At 75.0% G+C, this 17,506-nt stretch carries 17 protein-coding genes; 6 read left to right on the forward strand and 11 right to left on the reverse strand.

What is annotated here, in order from left to right; translation table 11 throughout:
• Window positions 1-2: 2 nt before the first annotated feature.
• The 4 genes from RBXJA2T_RS18705 to RBXJA2T_RS18720 all read left to right on the forward strand — a co-directional run bounded on the left by RBXJA2T_RS18705 (window position 3) and on the right by RBXJA2T_RS18720 (window position 2,046).
• Complete coding sequence (locus tag RBXJA2T_RS18705; RefSeq protein ID WP_009858997.1) at window positions 3-383, forward strand: DnaJ family domain-containing protein; 381 nt, start codon at window positions 3-5, stop codon at window positions 381-383.
• Between the two features lie 61 nt (window positions 384-444).
• Complete coding sequence (locus RBXJA2T_RS18710) at window positions 445-912, forward strand: OsmC family protein (protein ID WP_009858998.1); 468 nt, start codon at window positions 445-447, stop codon at window positions 910-912.
• Window positions 909-1,412: a GNAT family N-acetyltransferase gene (locus RBXJA2T_RS18715; RefSeq protein ID WP_009858999.1), complete on the forward strand. Its 504-nt coding sequence runs from the start codon at window positions 909-911 to the stop codon at window positions 1,410-1,412. The genes RBXJA2T_RS18710 and RBXJA2T_RS18715 overlap by 4 nt, the downstream gene beginning before the upstream one ends.
• Before the next feature lie 325 nt (window positions 1,413-1,737).
• A complete protein-coding gene (locus RBXJA2T_RS18720) occupies window positions 1,738-2,046 on the forward strand; it encodes an H-NS histone family protein (RefSeq protein ID WP_009859000.1) in 309 nt (102 codons plus the stop codon).
• A gap of 19 nt (window positions 2,047-2,065) precedes the next feature.
• Here RBXJA2T_RS18720 and glpK read toward each other — a convergent pair whose 3' ends face one another.
• Window positions 2,066-3,565: a glycerol kinase GlpK gene (gene glpK / locus RBXJA2T_RS18725; RefSeq protein ID WP_029718426.1), complete on the reverse strand. Its 1,500-nt coding sequence runs from the start codon at window positions 3,563-3,565 to the stop codon at window positions 2,066-2,068.
• Window positions 3,566-3,658: 93 nt separating this feature from the next.
• Here glpK and RBXJA2T_RS18730 point away from each other — a divergent pair, with 93 nt between their 5' ends.
• Window positions 3,659-4,510 carry an AraC family transcriptional regulator gene (locus tag RBXJA2T_RS18730; RefSeq protein ID WP_009859002.1) on the forward strand — a complete coding sequence of 284 codons (852 nt, stop codon included), beginning with the start codon at window positions 3,659-3,661 and terminating at the stop codon, window positions 4,508-4,510.
• A 279-nt stretch (window positions 4,511-4,789) separates the two neighbouring features.
• Here RBXJA2T_RS18730 and RBXJA2T_RS18735 read toward each other — a convergent pair whose 3' ends face one another.
• Window positions 4,790-6,607, reverse strand: coding sequence for a DUF885 domain-containing protein (locus RBXJA2T_RS18735; RefSeq protein WP_009859003.1), 1,818 nt, complete (start codon window positions 6,605-6,607; stop codon window positions 4,790-4,792).
• Between the two features lie 145 nt (window positions 6,608-6,752).
• Here RBXJA2T_RS18735 and RBXJA2T_RS18740 point away from each other — a divergent pair, with 145 nt between their 5' ends.
• Complete coding sequence (locus RBXJA2T_RS18740) at window positions 6,753-7,724, forward strand: DMT family transporter (protein WP_009859004.1); 972 nt, start codon at window positions 6,753-6,755, stop codon at window positions 7,722-7,724.
• A 1-nt stretch (window position 7,725) separates the two neighbouring features.
• Here the strand turns inward: RBXJA2T_RS18740 and glcF are convergent, their stop codons facing one another.
• The 9 genes from glcF to RBXJA2T_RS18785 all read right to left on the reverse strand — a co-directional run bounded on the left by glcF (window position 7,726) and on the right by RBXJA2T_RS18785 (window position 17,459).
• Window positions 7,726-8,970, reverse strand: a complete 1,245-nt coding sequence (gene glcF, locus RBXJA2T_RS18745) for a glycolate oxidase subunit GlcF (protein WP_009859005.1) — start codon at window positions 8,968-8,970, stop codon at window positions 7,726-7,728.
• Window positions 8,970-9,605 (reverse strand): class I SAM-dependent methyltransferase, encoded by a 636-nt coding sequence (locus RBXJA2T_RS18750; RefSeq protein WP_009859006.1) that lies wholly within the window; start codon window positions 9,603-9,605, stop codon window positions 8,970-8,972. The genes glcF and RBXJA2T_RS18750 overlap by 1 nt, the downstream gene beginning before the upstream one ends.
• A 2-nt stretch (window positions 9,606-9,607) precedes the next feature.
• A complete protein-coding gene (gene glcE, locus RBXJA2T_RS18755; protein WP_009859007.1) occupies window positions 9,608-10,702 on the reverse strand; it encodes a glycolate oxidase subunit GlcE in 1,095 nt (364 codons plus the stop codon).
• Window positions 10,703-10,704: 2 nt separating this feature from the next.
• A complete protein-coding gene (locus RBXJA2T_RS18760; protein WP_009859008.1) occupies window positions 10,705-12,231 on the reverse strand; it encodes an FAD-linked oxidase C-terminal domain-containing protein in 1,527 nt (508 codons plus the stop codon).
• A 99-nt stretch (window positions 12,232-12,330) separates the two neighbouring features.
• Window positions 12,331-13,671: a serine/threonine-protein kinase gene (locus tag RBXJA2T_RS18765; RefSeq protein ID WP_009859009.1), complete on the reverse strand. Its 1,341-nt coding sequence runs from the start codon at window positions 13,669-13,671 to the stop codon at window positions 12,331-12,333.
• A 105-nt stretch (window positions 13,672-13,776) separates the two neighbouring features.
• A complete protein-coding gene (locus RBXJA2T_RS18770) occupies window positions 13,777-14,958 on the reverse strand; it encodes an FIST signal transduction protein (protein WP_009859010.1) in 1,182 nt (393 codons plus the stop codon).
• Window positions 14,959-14,969: 11 nt separating this feature from the next.
• Window positions 14,970-15,533, reverse strand: a complete 564-nt coding sequence (locus tag RBXJA2T_RS18775; protein ID WP_009859011.1) for a PhaM family polyhydroxyalkanoate granule multifunctional regulatory protein — start codon at window positions 15,531-15,533, stop codon at window positions 14,970-14,972.
• Window positions 15,534-15,579: 46 nt separating this feature from the next.
• Window positions 15,580-16,509: a TraB/GumN family protein gene (locus RBXJA2T_RS18780; protein ID WP_009859012.1), complete on the reverse strand. Its 930-nt coding sequence runs from the start codon at window positions 16,507-16,509 to the stop codon at window positions 15,580-15,582.
• The gene (locus RBXJA2T_RS18785; protein ID WP_009859013.1) at window positions 16,506-17,459 is read right to left on the reverse strand and encodes a fumarylacetoacetate hydrolase family protein; all 954 of its coding nucleotides are present in this window, start codon (window positions 17,457-17,459) and stop codon (window positions 16,506-16,508) included. Before RBXJA2T_RS18785 ends, RBXJA2T_RS18780 begins: the two co-directional genes overlap by 4 nt.
• Window positions 17,460-17,506 lie beyond the last annotated feature (47 nt).

Raw genomic sequence — 17,506 nt, forward strand, 5'->3', positions numbered from 1 at the left:
GCATGGCGACGCGGCGTGAAGACGAGCGCCTCGAGCGCCTGCGCACGCTGGACGAGCAGATCGCCGACGCGCTGCGCGAGAGCCAGGACAACGGCGAGCTGAAGTCCGCGCCCAGCTGGGGCCGGCCGCTGGCGCTGGACGACGGCTACGACCAGACGCCCGACGGCCTGAAGATGCCGTTCAAGATCCTGAAGGACGCCGGCCACGTGCCGGCCGAGGTCGAGCTGATGCGCGAGATCGCCGCGCTGCAGGCCGAGCTCGACGCCGCGCCGGCGGCCGAGGCCGACACGCCGGCCTGGCGCGCCAAGCGCCAGCGTGTCGCCGAGAAGCGCCAGCTGCTGGCGTTGCGTCTCGAACACCTGCGCCGCAGCGGCAGCCTCTGATCGCCGTCCGGGCGGCGTGTGCAGGCGCACAATGCCGTGGTCCAGTCGTCCGCGAGGGGCCATGTCCGAACACCACGCCCAGGTCGAATGGCGGCGCCAGCCCGCCGAGGCCTTCACCGACCAGCGCTACAGCCGCTTGCATGCGCTGCGTTTCGACGGCGGAGCCGAGATCGCCGCCTCGGCTTCGCCCGGTGTCGTGCCGTTGCCGTACTCCAACGCCAGCGCCGTCGACCCCGAGGAGCTGTTCGTCGCCTCGCTGGCCAGCTGCCACATGCTGTGGTTCCTGTCGCTGGCGGCCAGCGCCGGCTGGCGCGTCGACTCCTATGTCGACGATGCCGTCGGCACGATGGGGCGCGACGAGCAGGGCCGGCCCTTCCTGACCACCGTGACGCTGCGCCCGCGTGTGCGTCTGGCCGGCGACGCCGTGCCCGAAGCGGCCCGCCTGGCGGTGCTGCACCACCGTGCGCACGAGGCGTGTTTCATCGCCAACTCGGTGAAGACCGAGGTGCGCCTGGAGCCGCAGCCATGACGCGGCTGCGCACCGCGCGCCTCGTGCTGCGCAGTTTCGGCCCGGCCGACGTCGAGCCCTATGCCGAGATGTGCGCCGACGCCGAGGTCATGCGCCACATCGGCGCCGGCGGCCCGGCCGGGCGCGACGTCGCCTGGCGCCAGGTGGCGATGTTCATCGGCCACTGGACGCTGCGCGGCCACGGCATGTGGGCCGTTGAGCGCCAGAGCGACGGCCGCATGCTCGGCCGCGTCGGCTTCATGCACCCCGAAGGCTGGCCCGGCTGCGAGCTCGGCTGGCTGCTCGCGCGCGACGCCTGGGGCCAGGGCTACGCCGAGGAGGCGGCACGCGCCGCGCTCGCCTGGGGCCGCGACGTGCGCGGCATCGTCTCGCCGATCAGCCTGATCCGGCCTGCCAACGAGCGCTCGATCCGCCTCGCCGAACGCCTGGGTGCGGTGGCCGACACCGAGATCGACTTCCTCGGCGACCGTGCCGTCGTCTGGCGCCACGTCGCGCCGTAACGGGCCGGCCGCACGGCGCATTGCATTTCATCTGCCGGACGAACGCTGGCCCATAAGCGCCGATCACACGGCCTCGTCAATGGCCGGTGCGCCCGTCAATTCAGCGAAATTGCGGTCGCGATTCGAGCGTTTCATGGGGCCCGCTGACGAATTGCATTGGCGATGGCCGGCGCCACGGCATTCGGATCGCCGTCGTGGTAAGTTCCGCGCTGCGCGGGCCGCCGGCCCGCGCGAATCACCCGCCGTCGTCGGCAGGCGGGCGGGCCGGTCAACGTAACCGGCCCGTGGGGAGGACGTTGGCGGCTGCGTCCAGCACGGAATGAAAATGACGAAAACATACAGCCAGGTTCTCCAGCAGATCGAATCGCTGAAGGCCGAAGCCGAGAAGATCCGGCGTCGTGAACTCGACGCCGTCATCACCACCATCCGCGAGCAGATCGCCCAATACGGCCTCACCGCCGCCGATCTCGGCCTCGTGGCCGCCAAGCCGCGTGCGCGCAAACGCAAGCTGGTCGTCGCCAAATACCGCGACGAAGCCGGCAATACCTGGGTCGGCCGCGGCAAGCGCCCGCAATGGGTTCGCGACGCATTGGCCGCCGGCAAGACGCTGCGCGACCTCGAGTCCAAGGCCTGAGGCGGCGCGCCGCCGGCGCTCATTCGGCGACGGTCTGGCGCACGGCGCGTTCCCAGCGGGCCATCAGCTCGGCGGCGCGGTCGCGCGCCATCGTCGGCAGGAAGCGGCGCTCGGCCTGCCACAGCGCCGCCAGCTCCGCGCGGTCGCGCCAGATGCCGACGCCCAGCCCGGCTAGGTAGGCCGCGCCCAGCGCGGTCGTCTCCGTGACCTGCGGGCGCAGCACCGGGATGCCCAGCAGGTCGGCCTGGAACTGCATCAGCAGATCGTTGACGCAGGCGCCGCCGTCCACGCGCAGTTCGGTCAGCGGCCGGCCGCCCGGCTGCGCCGCGGCGTCGCGTGCCATCGCCTGCAGCAGCGCCGCGCTCTGGAAGGCGATGCTCTCGAGCGCCGCGCGCGCGATGTGCGCGACGGTGCTGCCGCGTGTCAGGCCGACGATGGTGCCGCGCGCGTCGGCGTTCCAGTACGGCGCGCCCAGGCCGGTGAAAGCCGGCACGAACATCACGCCGCCGGCGTCGGGCACGCTCTCGGCCAGCGCCTGCACCTCGCCGCTGGCGCGGATCGCCTGCAGGCCGTCGCGCAGCCACTGCACGACGGCGCCGCCGATGAAGACGCTGCCTTCCATCGCGTACTCGCGTGCCGTGCCGGTGCGCGCCGCGGCGGTCGACACCAGGCCGTTGGCCGAACGCTCGAAACGCTCGCCGGTGTGCATCAGCATGAAGCAGCCGGTGCCGTAGGTGTTCTTCGCCAGGCCGGGCTCGAAACACGCCTGGCCGAACAGCGCCGCCTGCTGGTCGCCGGCGACGCCGGCGATCGGGATCGGTGCGCCGAACAGCCCGGCGTCGGTCTCGCCGAAGGCATGGCTGGATGGCAGCACCTGCGGCAGCAGGCTGTCGGGCACGTGCAGCGCGGCCAGCAGCCCGTGGTCCCAGGTGTCGTGGCGGATGTCGTAGAGCATCGTGCGCGACGCGTTGCTGACGTCGGTGGCGTGCACGCGGCCGCCGGTCAGCTTCCAGATCAGCCAGCTGTCGACGGTGCCGAAGGCCAGTTCGCCCTGCGCCGCGGCGAGATGCGCACCGTTGACGTGGTCCAGGATCCAGCGGATCTTGGTCGCCGAGAAATACGGGTCGATGACCAGCCCGGTGCTGCGCCGCACCGCGTCCTCCAGGCCGCGCTCGCGCAGCTGGGCGCACAGCGGCTCGCCGCGGCGGTCCTGCCAGACGATGGCGTTGCACACCGGCAGGCCGGTGCGGCGGTTCCAGACGACGGTGGTCTCGCGCTGGTTGGTGATGCCGATCGCGGCGATGTCGTGTGCCGTCAGGCCGGCGCGGGCGATGGCCTCGCGTGCGGTGGCGAGCTGGCTCTGCCAGATCTCCTCGGGGTCGTGCTCGACCCAGCCGGGCTGCGGGTAGTGCTGGCGGAACTCGCGCTGCGCCAGCGCGACGATGCGCCCGGTCTCGTCGAAGACGATGCTGCGCGAGCTGGACGTGCCCTGGTCGAGCGCGAGGACGTGGCGGGACATGCGGTGCTCCTGTTCGGTGCCGGCGAGCATAGGAGCGGCGCGCCGCCGGCGGAAGCCATCGCCCGCGGGCCGCGGTAGATTGCGGCACCCGCCATGACGATCACGCCCGCCGCGTCCATGCCCGGCGTCCCGCAGGCTTTCGAGGCCCGCGAGGACGCCGCCGAGTTCCGCCGCCCGGCGCACCGCCCGGGCGTGGAGCTGTACCGCGCGGCGATCGTGCGCCATGCCTTCGAGCCGCACGCGCACGACGGCTTCGGCGTCGGTGCGATCGAGGCCGGTGCCGAACGTTTCCGCTACCGCGGCAGCGAGCTGCTGGCGCCGGCCGATTCGCTGGTGCTGATGAACCCCGGCGAGCTGCACACCGGCCGCGCCGAGACCGAGGCCGGCTGGCGCTACCGCATGGCCTATGTCGACGAGGCGCTGGTCCAGGCGCTGACCGGCGAGCGCTGGTGTTTCGCCGACGCGGTGGCGGCCGACGCGCCGCGTGCGCGACGTGTCGGCCGGCTGCTGGCCGCGCTGTGGCAGGCCGCCGACGAGCCGCTGGCCTTCGACGGCCTGCTCGCCGAGCTGCTGGACGTGCTGCGCCCGCACGCCCGTGCCGACCGCGCCGCGGCACGCGAGGCGGCACCGCGTTTCGGCGTGGTGCTGGACTGCATGCAGGCGCGCCTGGCCGAACGCCTGACGCTGGAGGAGCTGGCCGCCGTGGCGGGGCTGAGCCCCTTCCACTTCCTGCGCTGCTTCCGCGAGGCGCAGGGCGCGACGCCGCAGCAGGTGCTGATGTCGCTGCGCCTGCAGGCCGCGCAGCGCCAGCTCGCCGCCGGCGTCGCGCCGGCCGAAGTCGCCGCAGCCACCGGGCTGGCCGACCAGGCGCACCTGACACGCGCCTTCGCGGCGCGTTACGGCGTCACGCCGGCGCGTTACCAGCGGCAGGTGCGCGCGCGCTAGGAGTCTGCGCGGCTTCTGCCGCGCAGACTCCTAGCTTGCGGCTGTCACGCACAGCTCCCCCGAGCCCCCTCCGGGAGGGTGCTCCAGCTCGTTCCACCACACCCTCCAGCCTCCCTCCGCGAGGGAGGCTCCAGTCAGCTTGACGAGCCGCTTTGCCGTGCCGCGTTGCAGGGGGCGGCGGGGCTCGCCCTCAGCGCCGCGCCTCGCGCCCTCGGGAGTCGATGGCGTCGCTTTCAGCGTCGCCGCGCCTCGCGCCCTTGGGAGTCGATGGCGTCGCTTTCAGCGTCGCCGCGCCTCGCGCGCGATCCACTCGTCGACCAGCGTTTCCAGCGTCGACAGCGGCAGCTCGCCCTGGTCGATCAGCGCGTTGTGGAAGCGGCGCAGGTCGAACTTCGGCCCCAGCCGGGCCTGGGCGCGCGCGCGCAGCTCGTCGAGCTTCAGCCGGCCGACCATGTAGCCCAGCGCCTGGCCGGGGTCGGAGGTGTAGCGGTCGACCTCGGCCTCGACGAAGGGGCGGTCGACGCCGGTGCGCTCGACCATGAAGTCGATCGCCTGCTGGCGGCTCCAGCCCCGGGCGTGGAGGCCGGTGTCGACGACCAGGCGCGCGGCGCGGAAGGCCTGCCACTGCAGGTGGCCGAACAGGCTGTACGGATCGTCGTAGGCGCCGAGCTCGCGCATCAGCGTCTCGGCGTACAGCGCCCAGCCTTCGACGTAGGCGGTGTAGCCGCCGCCTTCGCGGCGGAAGTCGGGCAGGTCGCTGAGCTCCAGCGCGCGTGCGCCCTGCAGGTGATGGCCCGGCACGGCCTCGTGCGCCACCAGCGTGGCCATGCCCCAGGTCGTCTGCTGGCGCCAGCCGACGAGGTTGGCGTTGAACCAGCCCGGCCGGCTGCCGTCGGCGGCGCCGCCTTCGTAGAACTCGGCGGCATCGGGGCCCAGGTGCTCGGGCATGCCGCGCACGCCGTAGGTGCCGCGCGGCAGCTCGGCGAACAGCCGCGGCATCTCGGCGTCGAAACGCTTGGCGATCGCGCGGTAGCGCTGCAGCAGCTCGTCGGGGCCGGAGACGAAGAAACGCGGGTCGGTGTTGAGCCACTTCACGAAGGCCGCGAAGTCGCCGGTGAAGCCGGTCGAGCGTTTCACGTCCTCCATCTCGGCGCGCAGCTGGGCCAGCTCGCGCAGGCCGAGCGCGTGGATGGCGTCGGCGCCCAGGGCGGTCGTCGTGCGCTGGCGCACCAGCATCTCGTAGACGCGTGCGCCGTCCGGGTAACGCGCCAGCGAGCCGTCGGCCGGCGCCTTCGCGCGGTACTCGCCGGCGACGAACTCGCGCAGCCGGCGCATCGCCGGCACGACGTCGCGCTCGATCGCCTCGCGGGCCTGGGCCTCCAGCGCCGCACGCTCGGCCGCGGGCAGTGTCGGCGGCAGGCGGCGCCAGGGCTCGAAGAACGGGCCGGCGGCCGGGTCGGCCGGGAGCTGGGCGTCGATCTGCGCCAGCGCACGGTCGAGCACCGGCGCCGCCGGCACCCAGCCCAGCGCCAGGCCGCGGCGCATCAGCGCGATCTCCTGGTCGATGCGCCGCGGCAGCGCCGCCATGCGGGCCAGCACCTTGGCGGCGTCGGCGCGGCCGGTCATCGGCATCATGCGCAGCAGGCTGGAGAACTCGGACTGCACGCCGCCCATCGCGGCGATGCGCAGGCTGCGCCAGCCTTCGAAGGGCTGCTCGGCGAGGTGGCGTTCGCGCTGCTCGATGAACAGGTCCAGCGAGACGCGGTCGGCCGGCGACAGCCGCGCGCGCGGGATCGCCCGCGCCTCGGCCAGCCAGCGGCGTTCCTGGGCCAGGGCCGCCTGTTCGGCCTCGGGCGACACCTCGCCGAGCCGGTCGTCGTAGCGGTGGTCGCCGCGCCAGGTGGCCCACTCGGGGTAACGGCGCGCGCTGTCCTCCCACTGGCGCGCGAACAGCGCGTGCAGCGTGCGGGTCGCGCCGACGTCGGCCTTGGTGGTGGCCTTGGCGGTGGTGGCCGCCGGGGCGGCGAGGGCGGTCGGGGTGGTGGCGGCGCTGCCCAGCGTCAGGGCGGCGGCGACGGCCAGCAGGCGAAGCGGCATCGGGAGGTCTCGTGGACGGCGAAGCCGTCGATTCTGGCGGCGGCCGGGCCGGCGCGCCGCCGGTGCGACGAAGCGCGGCGGGCGCCGACGAAGCTGGCGCAATCCGGTACAAGACCGCCGCCGGCCGCTGCGGCACGATCGCCCCATGTCCCACCGTGCCGCGCTCGTCTCCGGAACCCTGTTCGCCCTCGCCGCCGGGCTGATGTGGGGGCTGATCTTCGTCGCCCCGCTGCTGCTCGCGGCCTACCCGCCGGCGATGCTGTCGGTCGGGCGCTACCTGGCCTTCGGCCTGATCGCGCTGCCGCTGGCCTGGCTGGACCGCGCGCGCATCCGCGAGCTGACCCGCGCCGACTGGGCCGACGCGCTGCGTCTGGCAATGGTCGGCAACCTGCTCTATTACCTGCTGCTGTCCTCGGCGATCCAGCGCGCCGGCGGGCCGCTGCCGACGATGATCATCGGCACGCTGCCGCTGGTCATCGCGGTCGCCTCCAATCGCCGCAACCGGCACCGCGACGGGCTGCTGTCGTGGCGCCAGCTGGCGCCCTCGCTGCTGCTGATCGGCGCCGGGCTGGCGCTGGTCAACCGCGCCGAGCTGGCGCAGCTCGCGCCCGACGCCGACCGCGGCCGTTACGCGCTCGGCGCGCTACTGGCCGTCGGCGCGATGGCCTGCTGGACCTGGTACCCGATCCGCAACGCCGACTGGCTGCGCGCCCACCCCGAGCGCTCGCCGTCGACCTGGGCCACCGCGCAGGGGCTGGCGACGCTGCCGCTGGCGCTGGCCGGGGCGCTGCTGCTGGCCGCGGCGTCGGCGGCCGGCTGGGTCGAGCTCGGCGGGCCGCTGGGGCCGACGCCGTGGCGCTTCGTCGGCCTGATGCTGGTCGTCGCGCTGCTGTGCTCCTGGCTGGGCACGCTGTGCTGGAACGAAGCCAGCCAGCGCCTGCCGACGACGCTGGCCGGGCAGCTGATCGTCTTCGAGTCGCTCGCCGGCCTGGCCTACGCCTTCCTGCTGCGCGGCCAGTGGCCGCCGGCCGACACGCTGGCCGGCATCGTGCTGCTGATCGCCGGCGTCGCCTGGGCGCTGCGTGCGAAGCCGCAGCCGGTGCCGGCCGCCGCCTGAATCACGCGATCAGCTCGTCCAGCAGCTCGATCCAGTGCCGCACCGGCGTTTTCGTGCCGCCCTGCAGGTGCTGGATGCAGCCGAAGTTGGCCGAGACGATGACGCCGGCTTCCAGCGGCTCCAGCTGCGCCAGCTTGCGCCGGCGCAGCGCCTGCGACAGCTCGGGCTGCAGCACGCTGTAGGTGCCGGCCGAGCCGCAGCACAGGTGGCTCTCGCTGCCCGCCAGGCGCACGTCGAAACCCAGCTCGCGCAGCCCGTCCTCGACGCCGCCACGCAGCTTCTGGCCGTGCTGCAGCGAACACGGCGGGTGGTAGGCGACGCGCGTGCCGGGCGCGATCTTCAGCCGCGGTTTGAGCGCCGCGACGATGTCGGGCAGCAGCTCGCCGACGTCGCGCGCCATCTCGGCGACGCGGCGCGCCTTGTCGGCATAGGCCGGGTCGTGGGCCAGCGCCAGGCCGTACTCCTTGACCGTCGTGCCGCAGGCCGAGGCGTTGAGCACCAGCGCCTCGACGCGCCCCTGCGAGGTCAGGCCCTCGATCAGCGGCCACCAGGCGTCGATGTTGCGGCGCATGTCGGCCAGCGAACCCTCGGTGTCGCCGAGGTGGCCGCGGATCGCGCCGCAGCAGCCGGCTTCGTCGGCCACCAGGGTCTGGATGCCGGCTGCGTCGAGCACCCGCGCGGTCGCCGAGTTGATGTTCGGCGCCAGGGAGGGCTGCACGCAGCCCAGCAGCATCAGCACCTTGCGCTTGTGTTCGCGCTGCGGCCAGAGCCTGGCGCGTGCGCCCGGCGCGGCGGTGACCTTGTCCTTCACGCGCGCCGGCAGCAGCGGCCGCAGCGCGCGCCCGGCGGCGACCGCTGGGCCGAAGGCCGGGGAGGTGAGGCCTTCCTTCAGCAGCCAGCGTGCCGTGCGTTCGCCGCGCGGGCGCTCGACACGCTGCTCGACGAGGTGGCGGCCGATGTCGACCAGGCGGCCGTACTGCACGCCGCTGGGGCAGGTGCTCTCGCAGTTGCGGCAGGTCAGGCAGCGGTCCAGGTGCAGCTGGGTGCTGCGCGTGACCGGCGCGCCTTCGAGCAGCTGCTTGATCAGGTAGATGCGGCCACGCGGGCCGTCGAGCTCGTCGCCGAGCAGCTGGTAGGTCGGGCAGGTGGCGGTGCAGAAGCCGCAGTGCACGCACTGGCGCAGGATGGCCTCGGCCTCCTCGCCTTCGGGTGTGCCGCGGAACTCCGCCGACAGATGGGTCTGCATCAGGCGAGGGTGTAGGTCAGGACCCAGAAGTGCTCGCGCTCGGTCCAGAGCAGGTCGCGGGCGCGTGTGCCGGCGGCGGCGACGGCCTCTTCGCGGGTCGGGTAGTTCTTGAGGATCTCGTGCTCCGAGCCGTCGTCCAGGCGGCGGCGCTGCCAGGTGTCGCCCTGGGCGTCGGTGCGGGCAATCGGCGTGCTGCGCCCGGGCACGAAGGTGTTGTCCAGCAGCATGACGCGGGCACCGGGCTCGAGGCGCGTGTGCAGCGCCTGCAGCCAGGGCGCCCAGCGTGCGCGTTCCAGGTGGCTGCACCAGCAGCCGGCGAAAGCGCCGTCGAAGCGTTCGTCGCCGAGGTGGGTGAAGTCGGTCGCGTCGCCGAGGCGCCACTCGACGCTTGGCGGCACCGGCTTGGCGCGGGCGACGGCCAGCGGGCCGGGGTTCAGGTCGGTGGCCAGCCAGCGCCGCGCGTCGCGCGCGCCGTGCGGTGTCCACCAGCCGGTGCCGCAGGCCAGTTCGAGCACCGAACGCCCGGCGAAGGCGGTGGCGAGTTCGGCTTCCAGCACGCGCAGCTCGTCCTGGCGCTCGGGGCGGCGGTAGATGCGTTCGTACTCGGCGGCGCGGCGTTCGTAGTAGTCGAGCATCGTCAGAGGTCCGGGAACAGCCGGCCGGGGTTGAAGACGCGCGCCGGGTCGAAGGCGTCCTTCAGCTGGCGGTGCAGCCGGTCCAGCGGCGGCTTGGGCGGCGTGAACACCGGGCCGTCGGCGGTGCCGCGCCAGCGCGTTGCGTGGCCGCCGGCGGCTGCGGCAGCAGCCCGCACCGCGGCGGCCGGCAGCGGCGTGCACAGCCAGCGCTGACCGCCGCCCCATTCGATCAGCTGCTCGCCGGCCAGGCCCAGCGGCGGCGCGGTCGGCGGCAGCGACAGCCGCCACAGCGCGGCGCCACGCTCGACCGCGGACCGCGCGCCGGCGAAGAATTCGTCCTGCTGGTCGCGCAGCCCGGTCCAGAAGGCGTCGGCGAGCGTCGGCTCGATCGGCTCGCCGCCCAGCTTCTCGTAGGCCGACTGCACCGCGGCGGCGGCGCCGGCCAGGCGCAGCACCAGCGTGCCGTCCCACCAGGCGCTGGCCGAGATCGGCAGCGGCTGCGCCGACCACGCGGCCAGGCGCTGCAGCGCCTCGGCCTCGCCGAACTCGTAGCGCAGCGTGGCCACCGCCGGCGGCCGCGGCAGCACCTTCAGCGAAACCTCGCAGATCAGGCCCAGCACGCCCAGCGAGCCGGCGAGCAGCCGCGGCACGTCGTAGCCGGCGACGTTCTTCATCACCTGGCCGCCGAAGGTCAGCACCTCGGCGCGGCCGCTCAACATCGTCGTGCCGAGCACGAAGTCGCGCACGCTGCCCGAGGCGGCGCGGCCGGGGCCGGCCAGGCCCGCGGCGACCATGCCGCCGACGGTGCCACTGGCGGCGAAGCGCGGCGGCTCGAAAGCCAGCCACTGGCCCCGTTCGGCCAGCGCCGCCTCCAGCTCGGCCAGCGGCGTGCCGGCGCGGGCGGTGACGACGAGCTCGCTCGGTTCGTAGGAGCTGATGCCGGCCAGCTCCGCCGTCTCCAGCGGCTCGCCGGCCGGCGTCTCGCCGTGCCAGCGTTTGGTGCCGCCGCCGACGATCTCGAGCTTCGTGCCGTCGGCCGCCGCGGCCCGCACGCGTTCGACCAGGCGGCCCAGCGCCGCGTCCTCGTGTGCCGTCATCGTCAGAAACGCTCCAGTTCGGCGAAGGCCAGCAAGCCGCGCCGCACGTGCTGCTTGCCGCCTTCGACGCAGCGCACCAGCGTCGGGATCACCTTGCCGGGGTTCAGCAGCCCGGCCGGGTCGAAGGCGGTCTTCAGCGCCGCCATCTGGGCGCGTTCCTCGGGGCTGAACTGCACGCACATGCTGGCCAGCTTCTCGACGCCGACACCGTGCTCGCCGGTGATCGTGCCGCCCAGGCGCACGCTGGTCTCCAGGATGTCGGCGCCGAAGGCCTCGCAGCGGCGCAGCTGGTCGGGGTCGTTGGCGTCGTAGAGGATCAGCGGGTGCAGGTTGCCGTCGCCGGCATGGAAGACGTTGGCGCAGCGCAGGCCGTAGGTCTGCTCCATCTGCTGGATGGCGAGCAGGATGTCGGCGAGCCGCTTGCGCGGGATCGTCGAGTCCATGCAGAGGTAGTCGGGGCTGATGCGGCCCGAGGCCGGGAAGGCGTTCTTGCGCCCGCTCCAGAAGCGCAGCCGCTGGGCTTCGTCGCGGCTGACCTCCAGCCGCGTCGCGCCGCAGCCGGTCAGCACGTCCAGCATGCGCTGGATCTCCTCGGCCACCTCCTCGGGCGTGCCGTCGCTCTCGCACAGCAGGATGGCCTCGGCCGTCAGGTCGTAGCCGGCGTGCACGAAGTCCTCGACCGCGGCGGTCATCGGCTTGTCCATCATCTCCAGCCCGGCGGGGATGATGCCGGCGGCGATGATCGCCGCCACCGCGTCGCCGGCGCGGCGCACGTCGTCGAAGCTGGCCATGATGCAGCGCGCCAGCTGCGGCTTGGGCACCAGGCGCACCGTGACCTCGGTGGCGACGGCCAGCATGCCTTCGCTGCCGATGACCGCGGCCAGCAGGTCCAGCCCCGGCGCGTCCAGCGCCAGGCCGCCGAACTCGACCGGCTCGCCTTCGGCGGTGAAGCCGCGCACACGCAGCACGTTGTGGATCGTCAGCCCGTACTTCAGGCAGTGCACGCCGCCGGAGTTCTCGGCGACGTTGCCGCCGATCGTGCAGGCGATCTGGCTCGACGGGTCGGGTGCGTAGTACAGGCCGTGCGGCGCCGCGGCCTCGCTGATGGCGAGGTTGCGCACGCCGCACTGCACGGTGGCCGTGCGCGCCAGCGGGTCGACGGCGAGGATGCGGTTGAACTTGGCCAGCGACAGCGTCACGCCCAGCGCGTGCGGCATCGCGCCGCCCGACAGCCCCGTGCCGGCGCCGCGCGCGACCACCGGCACGCCCAGCGCGTGGCAGGCGCGCAGCACGCCCGCGACCTGGGCCTCGGTCTCGGGCAGCGCGACGGCCAGCGGCAGTTGCCGGTAGGCGGTGAGGCCATCGCACTCGTAGGGCGTGGTGTCTTCGCGCTGCCAGAGCAGCGCGTGCGCCGGCAGGACCTTGCCGAGCGCGGCGACGACCTCGGCCTGGCGGCGGGCGCGCGTGGCGGCGTCGGGCGGGGCCTCGGCGGCGGGCATCGCGGCGTCGGCGGGCAGGGGAGCGTTCATGCGCGGCGGGGGCTGGCGGCGGGCTGCGGGGGACTGTAGCAAGCGCGGCACGCCCCGCGCCGCCCCGGGGTCAGGGCTTGCAGGGGCGGCGTGCGGCGCTCAGGCCGGCTCCTGCGACGGGGCGGGCGGGCTGTCGGCCGGTGGCGGCGCCGTCTCGGTCGCCGCGGGCGGCGGGGCGACGATGGCGGGTGCGGTGGCGGCCGGGGCCGGCGGCAGCGGCCGAGCGGCCTCGTGCGTCTCCTTCCACCACACGCCCAGCCCCAGCGCCGCGGCGAGCGCGAAGGCCGCAAACATCCAGCCGGCGACGCCGTCGCGTGGTGGCGGCTCCAGCGAAGGCGCGGCCCGCTCGTGCATCGCCGCCGGCTCGCGCCGGGGCGGCGCCGGCGGGAGGGTGTCGATGACCCGCTGGATCAGGTCGACGGTGGCCGCGTCGGGTGCCCGCGCGGGCGGGACGTCGGCGGCGGAGAAGGAGAACGGCGCCAGCGGCGGCGCCGAGCGCGCTGCCGGCCGCCGCGGCGGCCCGTGGGCCAGCCAGGCGGCGAAGTCGACGATGCTCTGCGGCCGCGCGCCGATGTCGGGCGACACCGCGGCGTCCAGCGTCGCCAGCAGCGCGGCGCCGTAGCGTGCCGACGGGTGGTCGAAGAACAGGCGCTCGACGACGCCGGACAGCGGCTCCGGCGTGCGGCCGGCCGGTGGCGGCAGCAGGCCGGTGATCGCGAAACGCGCGAGCTGGGCCAGCGCGTAGACGTCGGTCCAGGCGCCGACGCGGGTCGCGTCGCTGTCGAGTTCGGGCGCGCTGAACCCGGGTTCCAGCGCCGTCAGCCCGCCGCGTGCGATGGTGCGCTCGGCGTACCCGGGCCCGAGCAGCAGCGGCCGGTCGTCGTCGAGCAGCAGCACGCCGGCCGGGTGCAGGCCGCCGTGCACGCCGTTGACGCGGTGCCACTCGTGCAGCGCGGCCAGCAGCGCGTCGAGCAGCGCACGCAGCGCCGGCTCGTCGGGCGGGCCGCTCATCTCGCGGCGCAGCTCGGCCAGCGGCCGGCCGGCATACCAGGGCATCACCAGGCAGGCGCCGCCGTGCGCCGGCAGCAGGTGCAGCACGCGCGCGATCGACGGATGGTCGCAGCGCGCCAGCCGCCGCCCCTCGTCGATGAAGGCGCGCAGCCCGCGCTCGAAGGCCTCGGCCTGCGCCGGCTCGGCCGGCCCGATGTCGCCATCGGGCCCGCGCCGCGCGATCGCCGCCGGCAGGTACTCCTTCAGCGCCACCGGCACCTCCAGGCCGTGGTCCCAGCCGCGGTAGACGATGGCCGTGGCGCGCAGCGCGACGACGCCGCGGAACTCGAAGCCGTCGATGCGGTGGCCCGGCGGCCAGGCGCTGACGCCGGGCAGCGGGGGCTGGGCGGCCTGGGCGAGGCGTTCGGGGGTGGTCGGCTGGTCGTTCATCGCGCGCGTTCCGGCCCGTGAAGGTAGCCGTGCCGGCGCGGCGACGCTGTAAGCCCTTGTTCCGGCGCCCGGGCCGCCGCCGCGCCGGGCGGCTGAGCTCCGCCTTCAGGCGCGGCCGGTGAAGACCGTCAGCACCCCGGTGTAGCCGTAGACGTGGCGGTGGGCGATCTCGCCGCCGGCGAAGAAGCCGACGAGCGGCACGTCGCCGAGCGCGTGGCGCACGATCTGCAGCTCGGCCGAGGGGCCGCCGAAGTGCGGCCCGCCGCGGCCGGCGCAGCTGACGTAGATCGCGCCTTCGATGCGCCGCGCCGGGGCGGCCTCGGCGCCGTCGGCCGCCGGGTGCAGCTCCTCGCGGATCTCGCTGCACACGCGCACCAGGTCGCGCCGTGCGGCGTCGACGTCGCGGGTGCAGAACGCCAGCCGCATGCCGGGCTCGACGATGTCGGCGACCGCCACCGCGCGCCGGCCCGGGTCCAGGCCGACGAGGTGGCGCACGCGCACGTCGGCCCCGAACTGGCCGCCGCGGCCGACGGCCTGCTGGTCGCCGTCGGTCAGGCCGGCGAGCGTGGCCCGCAGCCGCGGCAGCGCCTGGCGCGGGTCGTGGTCCGCTTCCAGGCCCAGGTCGTGCAGCAGGCAGGGCAGGGCGGGCGCGCCGTCGAGCTCGGCGACGATGTTGCGCTCGGCGCGCGTGATCGTGCGCACCGGGCCCACCGGCTGGCAGCCCTGCGTGACGCGTGACAGCAGCGCCACGTCCTCGCTGAAGGCGACGCCCGACAGCCCGCCCTGCCAGACGCCGTCGGCCAGCTGCACGGCGTTGCCGCGCGAGGCCGCCAGGCCGCCGAACAGGTAGCCGCTGTCGACGCGGTCGCTCAGCTCGGCGATCAGCTCGGCCAGGTCGGGGGTCGCGGCGTCGGCGTGCACCAGCGCGCTGTAGGCGGCGATGCGGTGCAGCGGGCGCACGCCGGAGAAGACCTCGAAGCAGCCCGCCGGCAGGTCGCACAGCATCAGCGCCAGCGCCGGCTCGTCGAAGTACTCGACGCCGCTGGCGGCGACGCCGACACCGACGCTGCCGACCCAGGCGACGCCGGGCCAGCGCTGGCGCAGGTCTTCCAGCAGCGCCTCGGCCTGCGCCGCGTAGGCGTCGGTGAAGTAGGCGAAGCCCAGCGTCGGCGGCCCGCTGGGGCCGGCCTCGAGCGCGGCCCGCTGCGCGTCGATCTGGGCCGCGGCCAGCGCCAGCGCCATGCGCCAGTCGGGGTGGGTGGCGTGTCCGGTGACGAAGCTCGGCATCGGGGCGCGGCTCAGGTCGAGCGTTTGCGTCGTGGCGCGGCCGCGCGTGGGGCGGCCGGGTGCGCCGCCGCCTTCCTGGCGGCCTTCTTCGCCGGAGCGGGCGCGGGTGCCGGGGCCGGTGTCGCGGCGCTGCGCACGTCCTGCATCGCGGCGCTGGCGATCTCGCCGAACTGCTGGGTGAGCGCGCCCCACCACTGCATCGGGTCGATGCCCGGCGGCGGCGGGGGCGGCGTTTTGGCGGCGGGTTCCGGCGTCGCCGCAGCCGCCGCGGCCGGCGGGCGCGGCTTCAGCGCCTCGCGCAGGTCGGGCATCGGCACGTTCATCGAGCGCAGCGTCGACAGCGTCATGCGCTGCACCTCCAGCGCCTGGATCGTCGTGCCCAGCAGGCGCGCGTTCTGCTCGAGCCAGAACTGCACCGTGCGCAGCTCGCCGATGCGTTTTTCCAGCTCGTCGGGGTTCAGCGTCGGCGCGATCCACTGGCCGATGTTCGGCATCCCGGCCCCGGCGTTCTGCAGCAGGCCCTGCAGGAAGTCGTAACCCGGCAGCATCTTCGCGAAGTCGGTCGGTCCCGTCATCCCTGTCTCCTGGCGGCGTGGTCGGCCGATTGTGCGCTGCGGCCGTTCAGCGTGCCGGCACCGGCCGCACGGCGAAGCCGCGTTCGGCGAGCAGCCGCGGCAGCCCCTGGTCGCCGACCATGTGCAGCGCGCCGACGGCGGCGAACACGCGCGCGCCGCGTGCATGCAGCGCGGCGATGCCGTCGGCCAGGCCGGGGTTGCGCGCGTCGACCATCTCGCGCATCGCGGCGCGGTCGCCGTCGTCGGCGATGCAGTCGCACCAGCGTTCGTAGTCGGCCAGCGTGGCGACGTCGGCCTCTTCCCAGGCCCGGGCCAGGCGCGCCAGCGCGGCCGTGCCGCGGCCCGACTCCAGCGGCGCCAGCGTGCGTTCGACCAGCCCGGCGATCGCTGCGGCGTCACGCGGCAGCAGCACCGCGAGCTGCTGCTCGACGCGCTCCAGCGCCACCAGCGGCCGGCCGCGGTCGCGCGCGCTGCGCGCCAGCGCGCCTTCCTGGCCCCAGGCCGGGTCCAGCCCGGCGCGGCGCGCCTCGGCCAGCGTCAGCACGATGGCCTGCATCGCCGGGTGCAGCGGCGCCAGCGCCCGCGTGTCGAGGCAGGCGGCACGCAGCGCGTCGGCCAGCCGCCGGGCCAGCGCCGGCGGCAGCGGCGGTGTCGGGCGCAGCGCCTCGGCCATCAGCTGGCGCTGCACGCCGGGGTCTTCGGGGTCGAGCTCGAGCGCGACGAGGTCGCTGGCCTCCAGCGCCGCGGCCACTCGCGGCCCGGGCGTCGTCCACCCGGCCTTGCCGACGTGCAGCGTGCCGTACAGCCAGGAGCGGCGGCCGTCGCGTTCGATCTCCCACAGCGGCCCGCGGTCGGCCAGCGCTGCGGGCTGCGGGTCCGGCGGTGGCGGGCAGTCCTGGGCCAGCGCCGGCGGCAGCAGCCACAGCGCGGCCAGCGTGGCGGCGATGCGGCGGCGCCAGCGCGCCAGCGGGCTCATTCGTCGCGCTCCGAGACACGCTGCTCGAGCGCGCCGAAGACGCTGGCGCCATCGGCGCCGAAGGCCTCGACGCGCACCGTGTCGCCGAAGGCCAGCCAGGGCGTGGCCGGCTCGCCGCCCGCCGCGGCCTCGACGGCGCGGCGCTCGGCGATGCAGCCGGCGCCGTCGGCGGCGTCGCGGGCCCCGACCGGGCCGGTGCCGACGATGGCCCCGGCGCCCAGCGTGCGTGTCGTCGCCGCACGCGCGATCAGGTGGCCGAAGTGCCAGCGCATGCCGGCGGCGGCGTCCAGGCGCGAGAAGCGCCGGCCGTTCAGTCGGGTCTCGATGGCCAGCTGCAGCTTGCCGCCGCGCCAGGCCTCGCCCAGTTCCTCGGGCGTCACGGCCACCGGCGCGAAGGCCGCCGGCGGCGCGGCCGCGGCTTCCTCGCCGCTGCGCCAGGCGTTGGCCAGCAGCACCAGCCGCACGCCGTCGAGCGCGCGGTCGGCCGGTGTGCCGGCCTCGACGTCGCCGGTGACGACGGCCAGCTGCGGCCCGAAGTCCGGCGCCGGCGCGGTGGCGGCGAAGCGGGCCTCGTCGTGGGCGCCGAGCAGGCCGTCGCCGGCCGCGGCGCGCACCGCGGGCGTCTCGCGCAGCGCCGCCGGCGGCTCGACGCCCAGCGCGCGCAGCATGCGTTCGGCGGCGTCGGGGTAGGCGTCGACCTGCACCCAGTGGAAGGCGCGCGGCAGCGGCGCCATGCACTGGCGCGCGTCGAAGGCGAAAGCGTGGCGCGCCTTGCCGTGGTTCAGCGTCGTGTACAGGTCCTCGAGCTGCGGGCTGACGAAGTTCCAGTCGTCCAGCACCTGCTGCATGCGGGTGGCGATGCCGGTGGCGAAATGGGCTTGCGCCAGATCGCGCGAGACGACGGCGAGCTGGCCGTCGCGCGACCCGTCCTTCAGGGTGACAAGTTTCATGGGCGAGGGGATCGGCGGGCGTTCCGCGGGTGGGCAGCATTGTCCGA

It is taken from the genome of Rubrivivax benzoatilyticus JA2 = ATCC BAA-35, from assembly GCF_000190375.1.
In the GTDB taxonomy this organism is placed as follows: Bacteria; Pseudomonadota; Gammaproteobacteria; order Burkholderiales; family Burkholderiaceae_C; genus Rubrivivax; species Rubrivivax benzoatilyticus.

What these genes read in the sequence shown, in the direction of transcription:
- RBXJA2T_RS18705 (WP_009858997.1), top strand. Translation starts at nt 3, where the DNA reads ATGGCGACGCGGCGTGAAGACGAGCGCCTCGAGCGCCTGCGCACGCTG.
- RBXJA2T_RS18710 (WP_009858998.1), top strand. Translation starts at nt 445, where the DNA reads ATGTCCGAACACCACGCCCAGGTCGAATGGCGGCGCCAGCCCGCCGAG.
- RBXJA2T_RS18715 (WP_009858999.1), top strand. Translation starts at nt 909, where the DNA reads ATGACGCGGCTGCGCACCGCGCGCCTCGTGCTGCGCAGTTTCGGCCCG.
- RBXJA2T_RS18720 (WP_009859000.1), top strand. Translation starts at nt 1,738, where the DNA reads ATGACGAAAACATACAGCCAGGTTCTCCAGCAGATCGAATCGCTGAAG.
- glpK (WP_029718426.1), bottom strand. Translation starts at nt 3,565, where the DNA reads ATGTCCCGCCACGTCCTCGCGCTCGACCAGGGCACGTCCAGCTCGCGC.
- RBXJA2T_RS18730 (WP_009859002.1), top strand. Translation starts at nt 3,659, where the DNA reads ATGACGATCACGCCCGCCGCGTCCATGCCCGGCGTCCCGCAGGCTTTC.
- RBXJA2T_RS18735 (WP_009859003.1), bottom strand. Translation starts at nt 6,607, where the DNA reads ATGCCGCTTCGCCTGCTGGCCGTCGCCGCCGCCCTGACGCTGGGCAGC.
- RBXJA2T_RS18740 (WP_009859004.1), top strand. Translation starts at nt 6,753, where the DNA reads ATGTCCCACCGTGCCGCGCTCGTCTCCGGAACCCTGTTCGCCCTCGCC.
- glcF (WP_009859005.1), bottom strand. Translation starts at nt 8,970, where the DNA reads ATGCAGACCCATCTGTCGGCGGAGTTCCGCGGCACACCCGAAGGCGAG.
- RBXJA2T_RS18750 (WP_009859006.1), bottom strand. Translation starts at nt 9,605, where the DNA reads ATGCTCGACTACTACGAACGCCGCGCCGCCGAGTACGAACGCATCTAC.
- glcE (WP_009859007.1), bottom strand. Translation starts at nt 10,702, where the DNA reads ATGACGGCACACGAGGACGCGGCGCTGGGCCGCCTGGTCGAACGCGTG.
- RBXJA2T_RS18760 (WP_009859008.1), bottom strand. Translation starts at nt 12,231, where the DNA reads ATGAACGCTCCCCTGCCCGCCGACGCCGCGATGCCCGCCGCCGAGGCC.
- RBXJA2T_RS18765 (WP_009859009.1), bottom strand. Translation starts at nt 13,671, where the DNA reads ATGAACGACCAGCCGACCACCCCCGAACGCCTCGCCCAGGCCGCCCAG.
- RBXJA2T_RS18770 (WP_009859010.1), bottom strand. Translation starts at nt 14,958, where the DNA reads ATGCCGAGCTTCGTCACCGGACACGCCACCCACCCCGACTGGCGCATG.
- RBXJA2T_RS18775 (WP_009859011.1), bottom strand. Translation starts at nt 15,533, where the DNA reads ATGACGGGACCGACCGACTTCGCGAAGATGCTGCCGGGTTACGACTTC.
- RBXJA2T_RS18780 (WP_009859012.1), bottom strand. Translation starts at nt 16,509, where the DNA reads ATGAGCCCGCTGGCGCGCTGGCGCCGCCGCATCGCCGCCACGCTGGCC.
- RBXJA2T_RS18785 (WP_009859013.1), bottom strand. Translation starts at nt 17,459, where the DNA reads ATGAAACTTGTCACCCTGAAGGACGGGTCGCGCGACGGCCAGCTCGCC.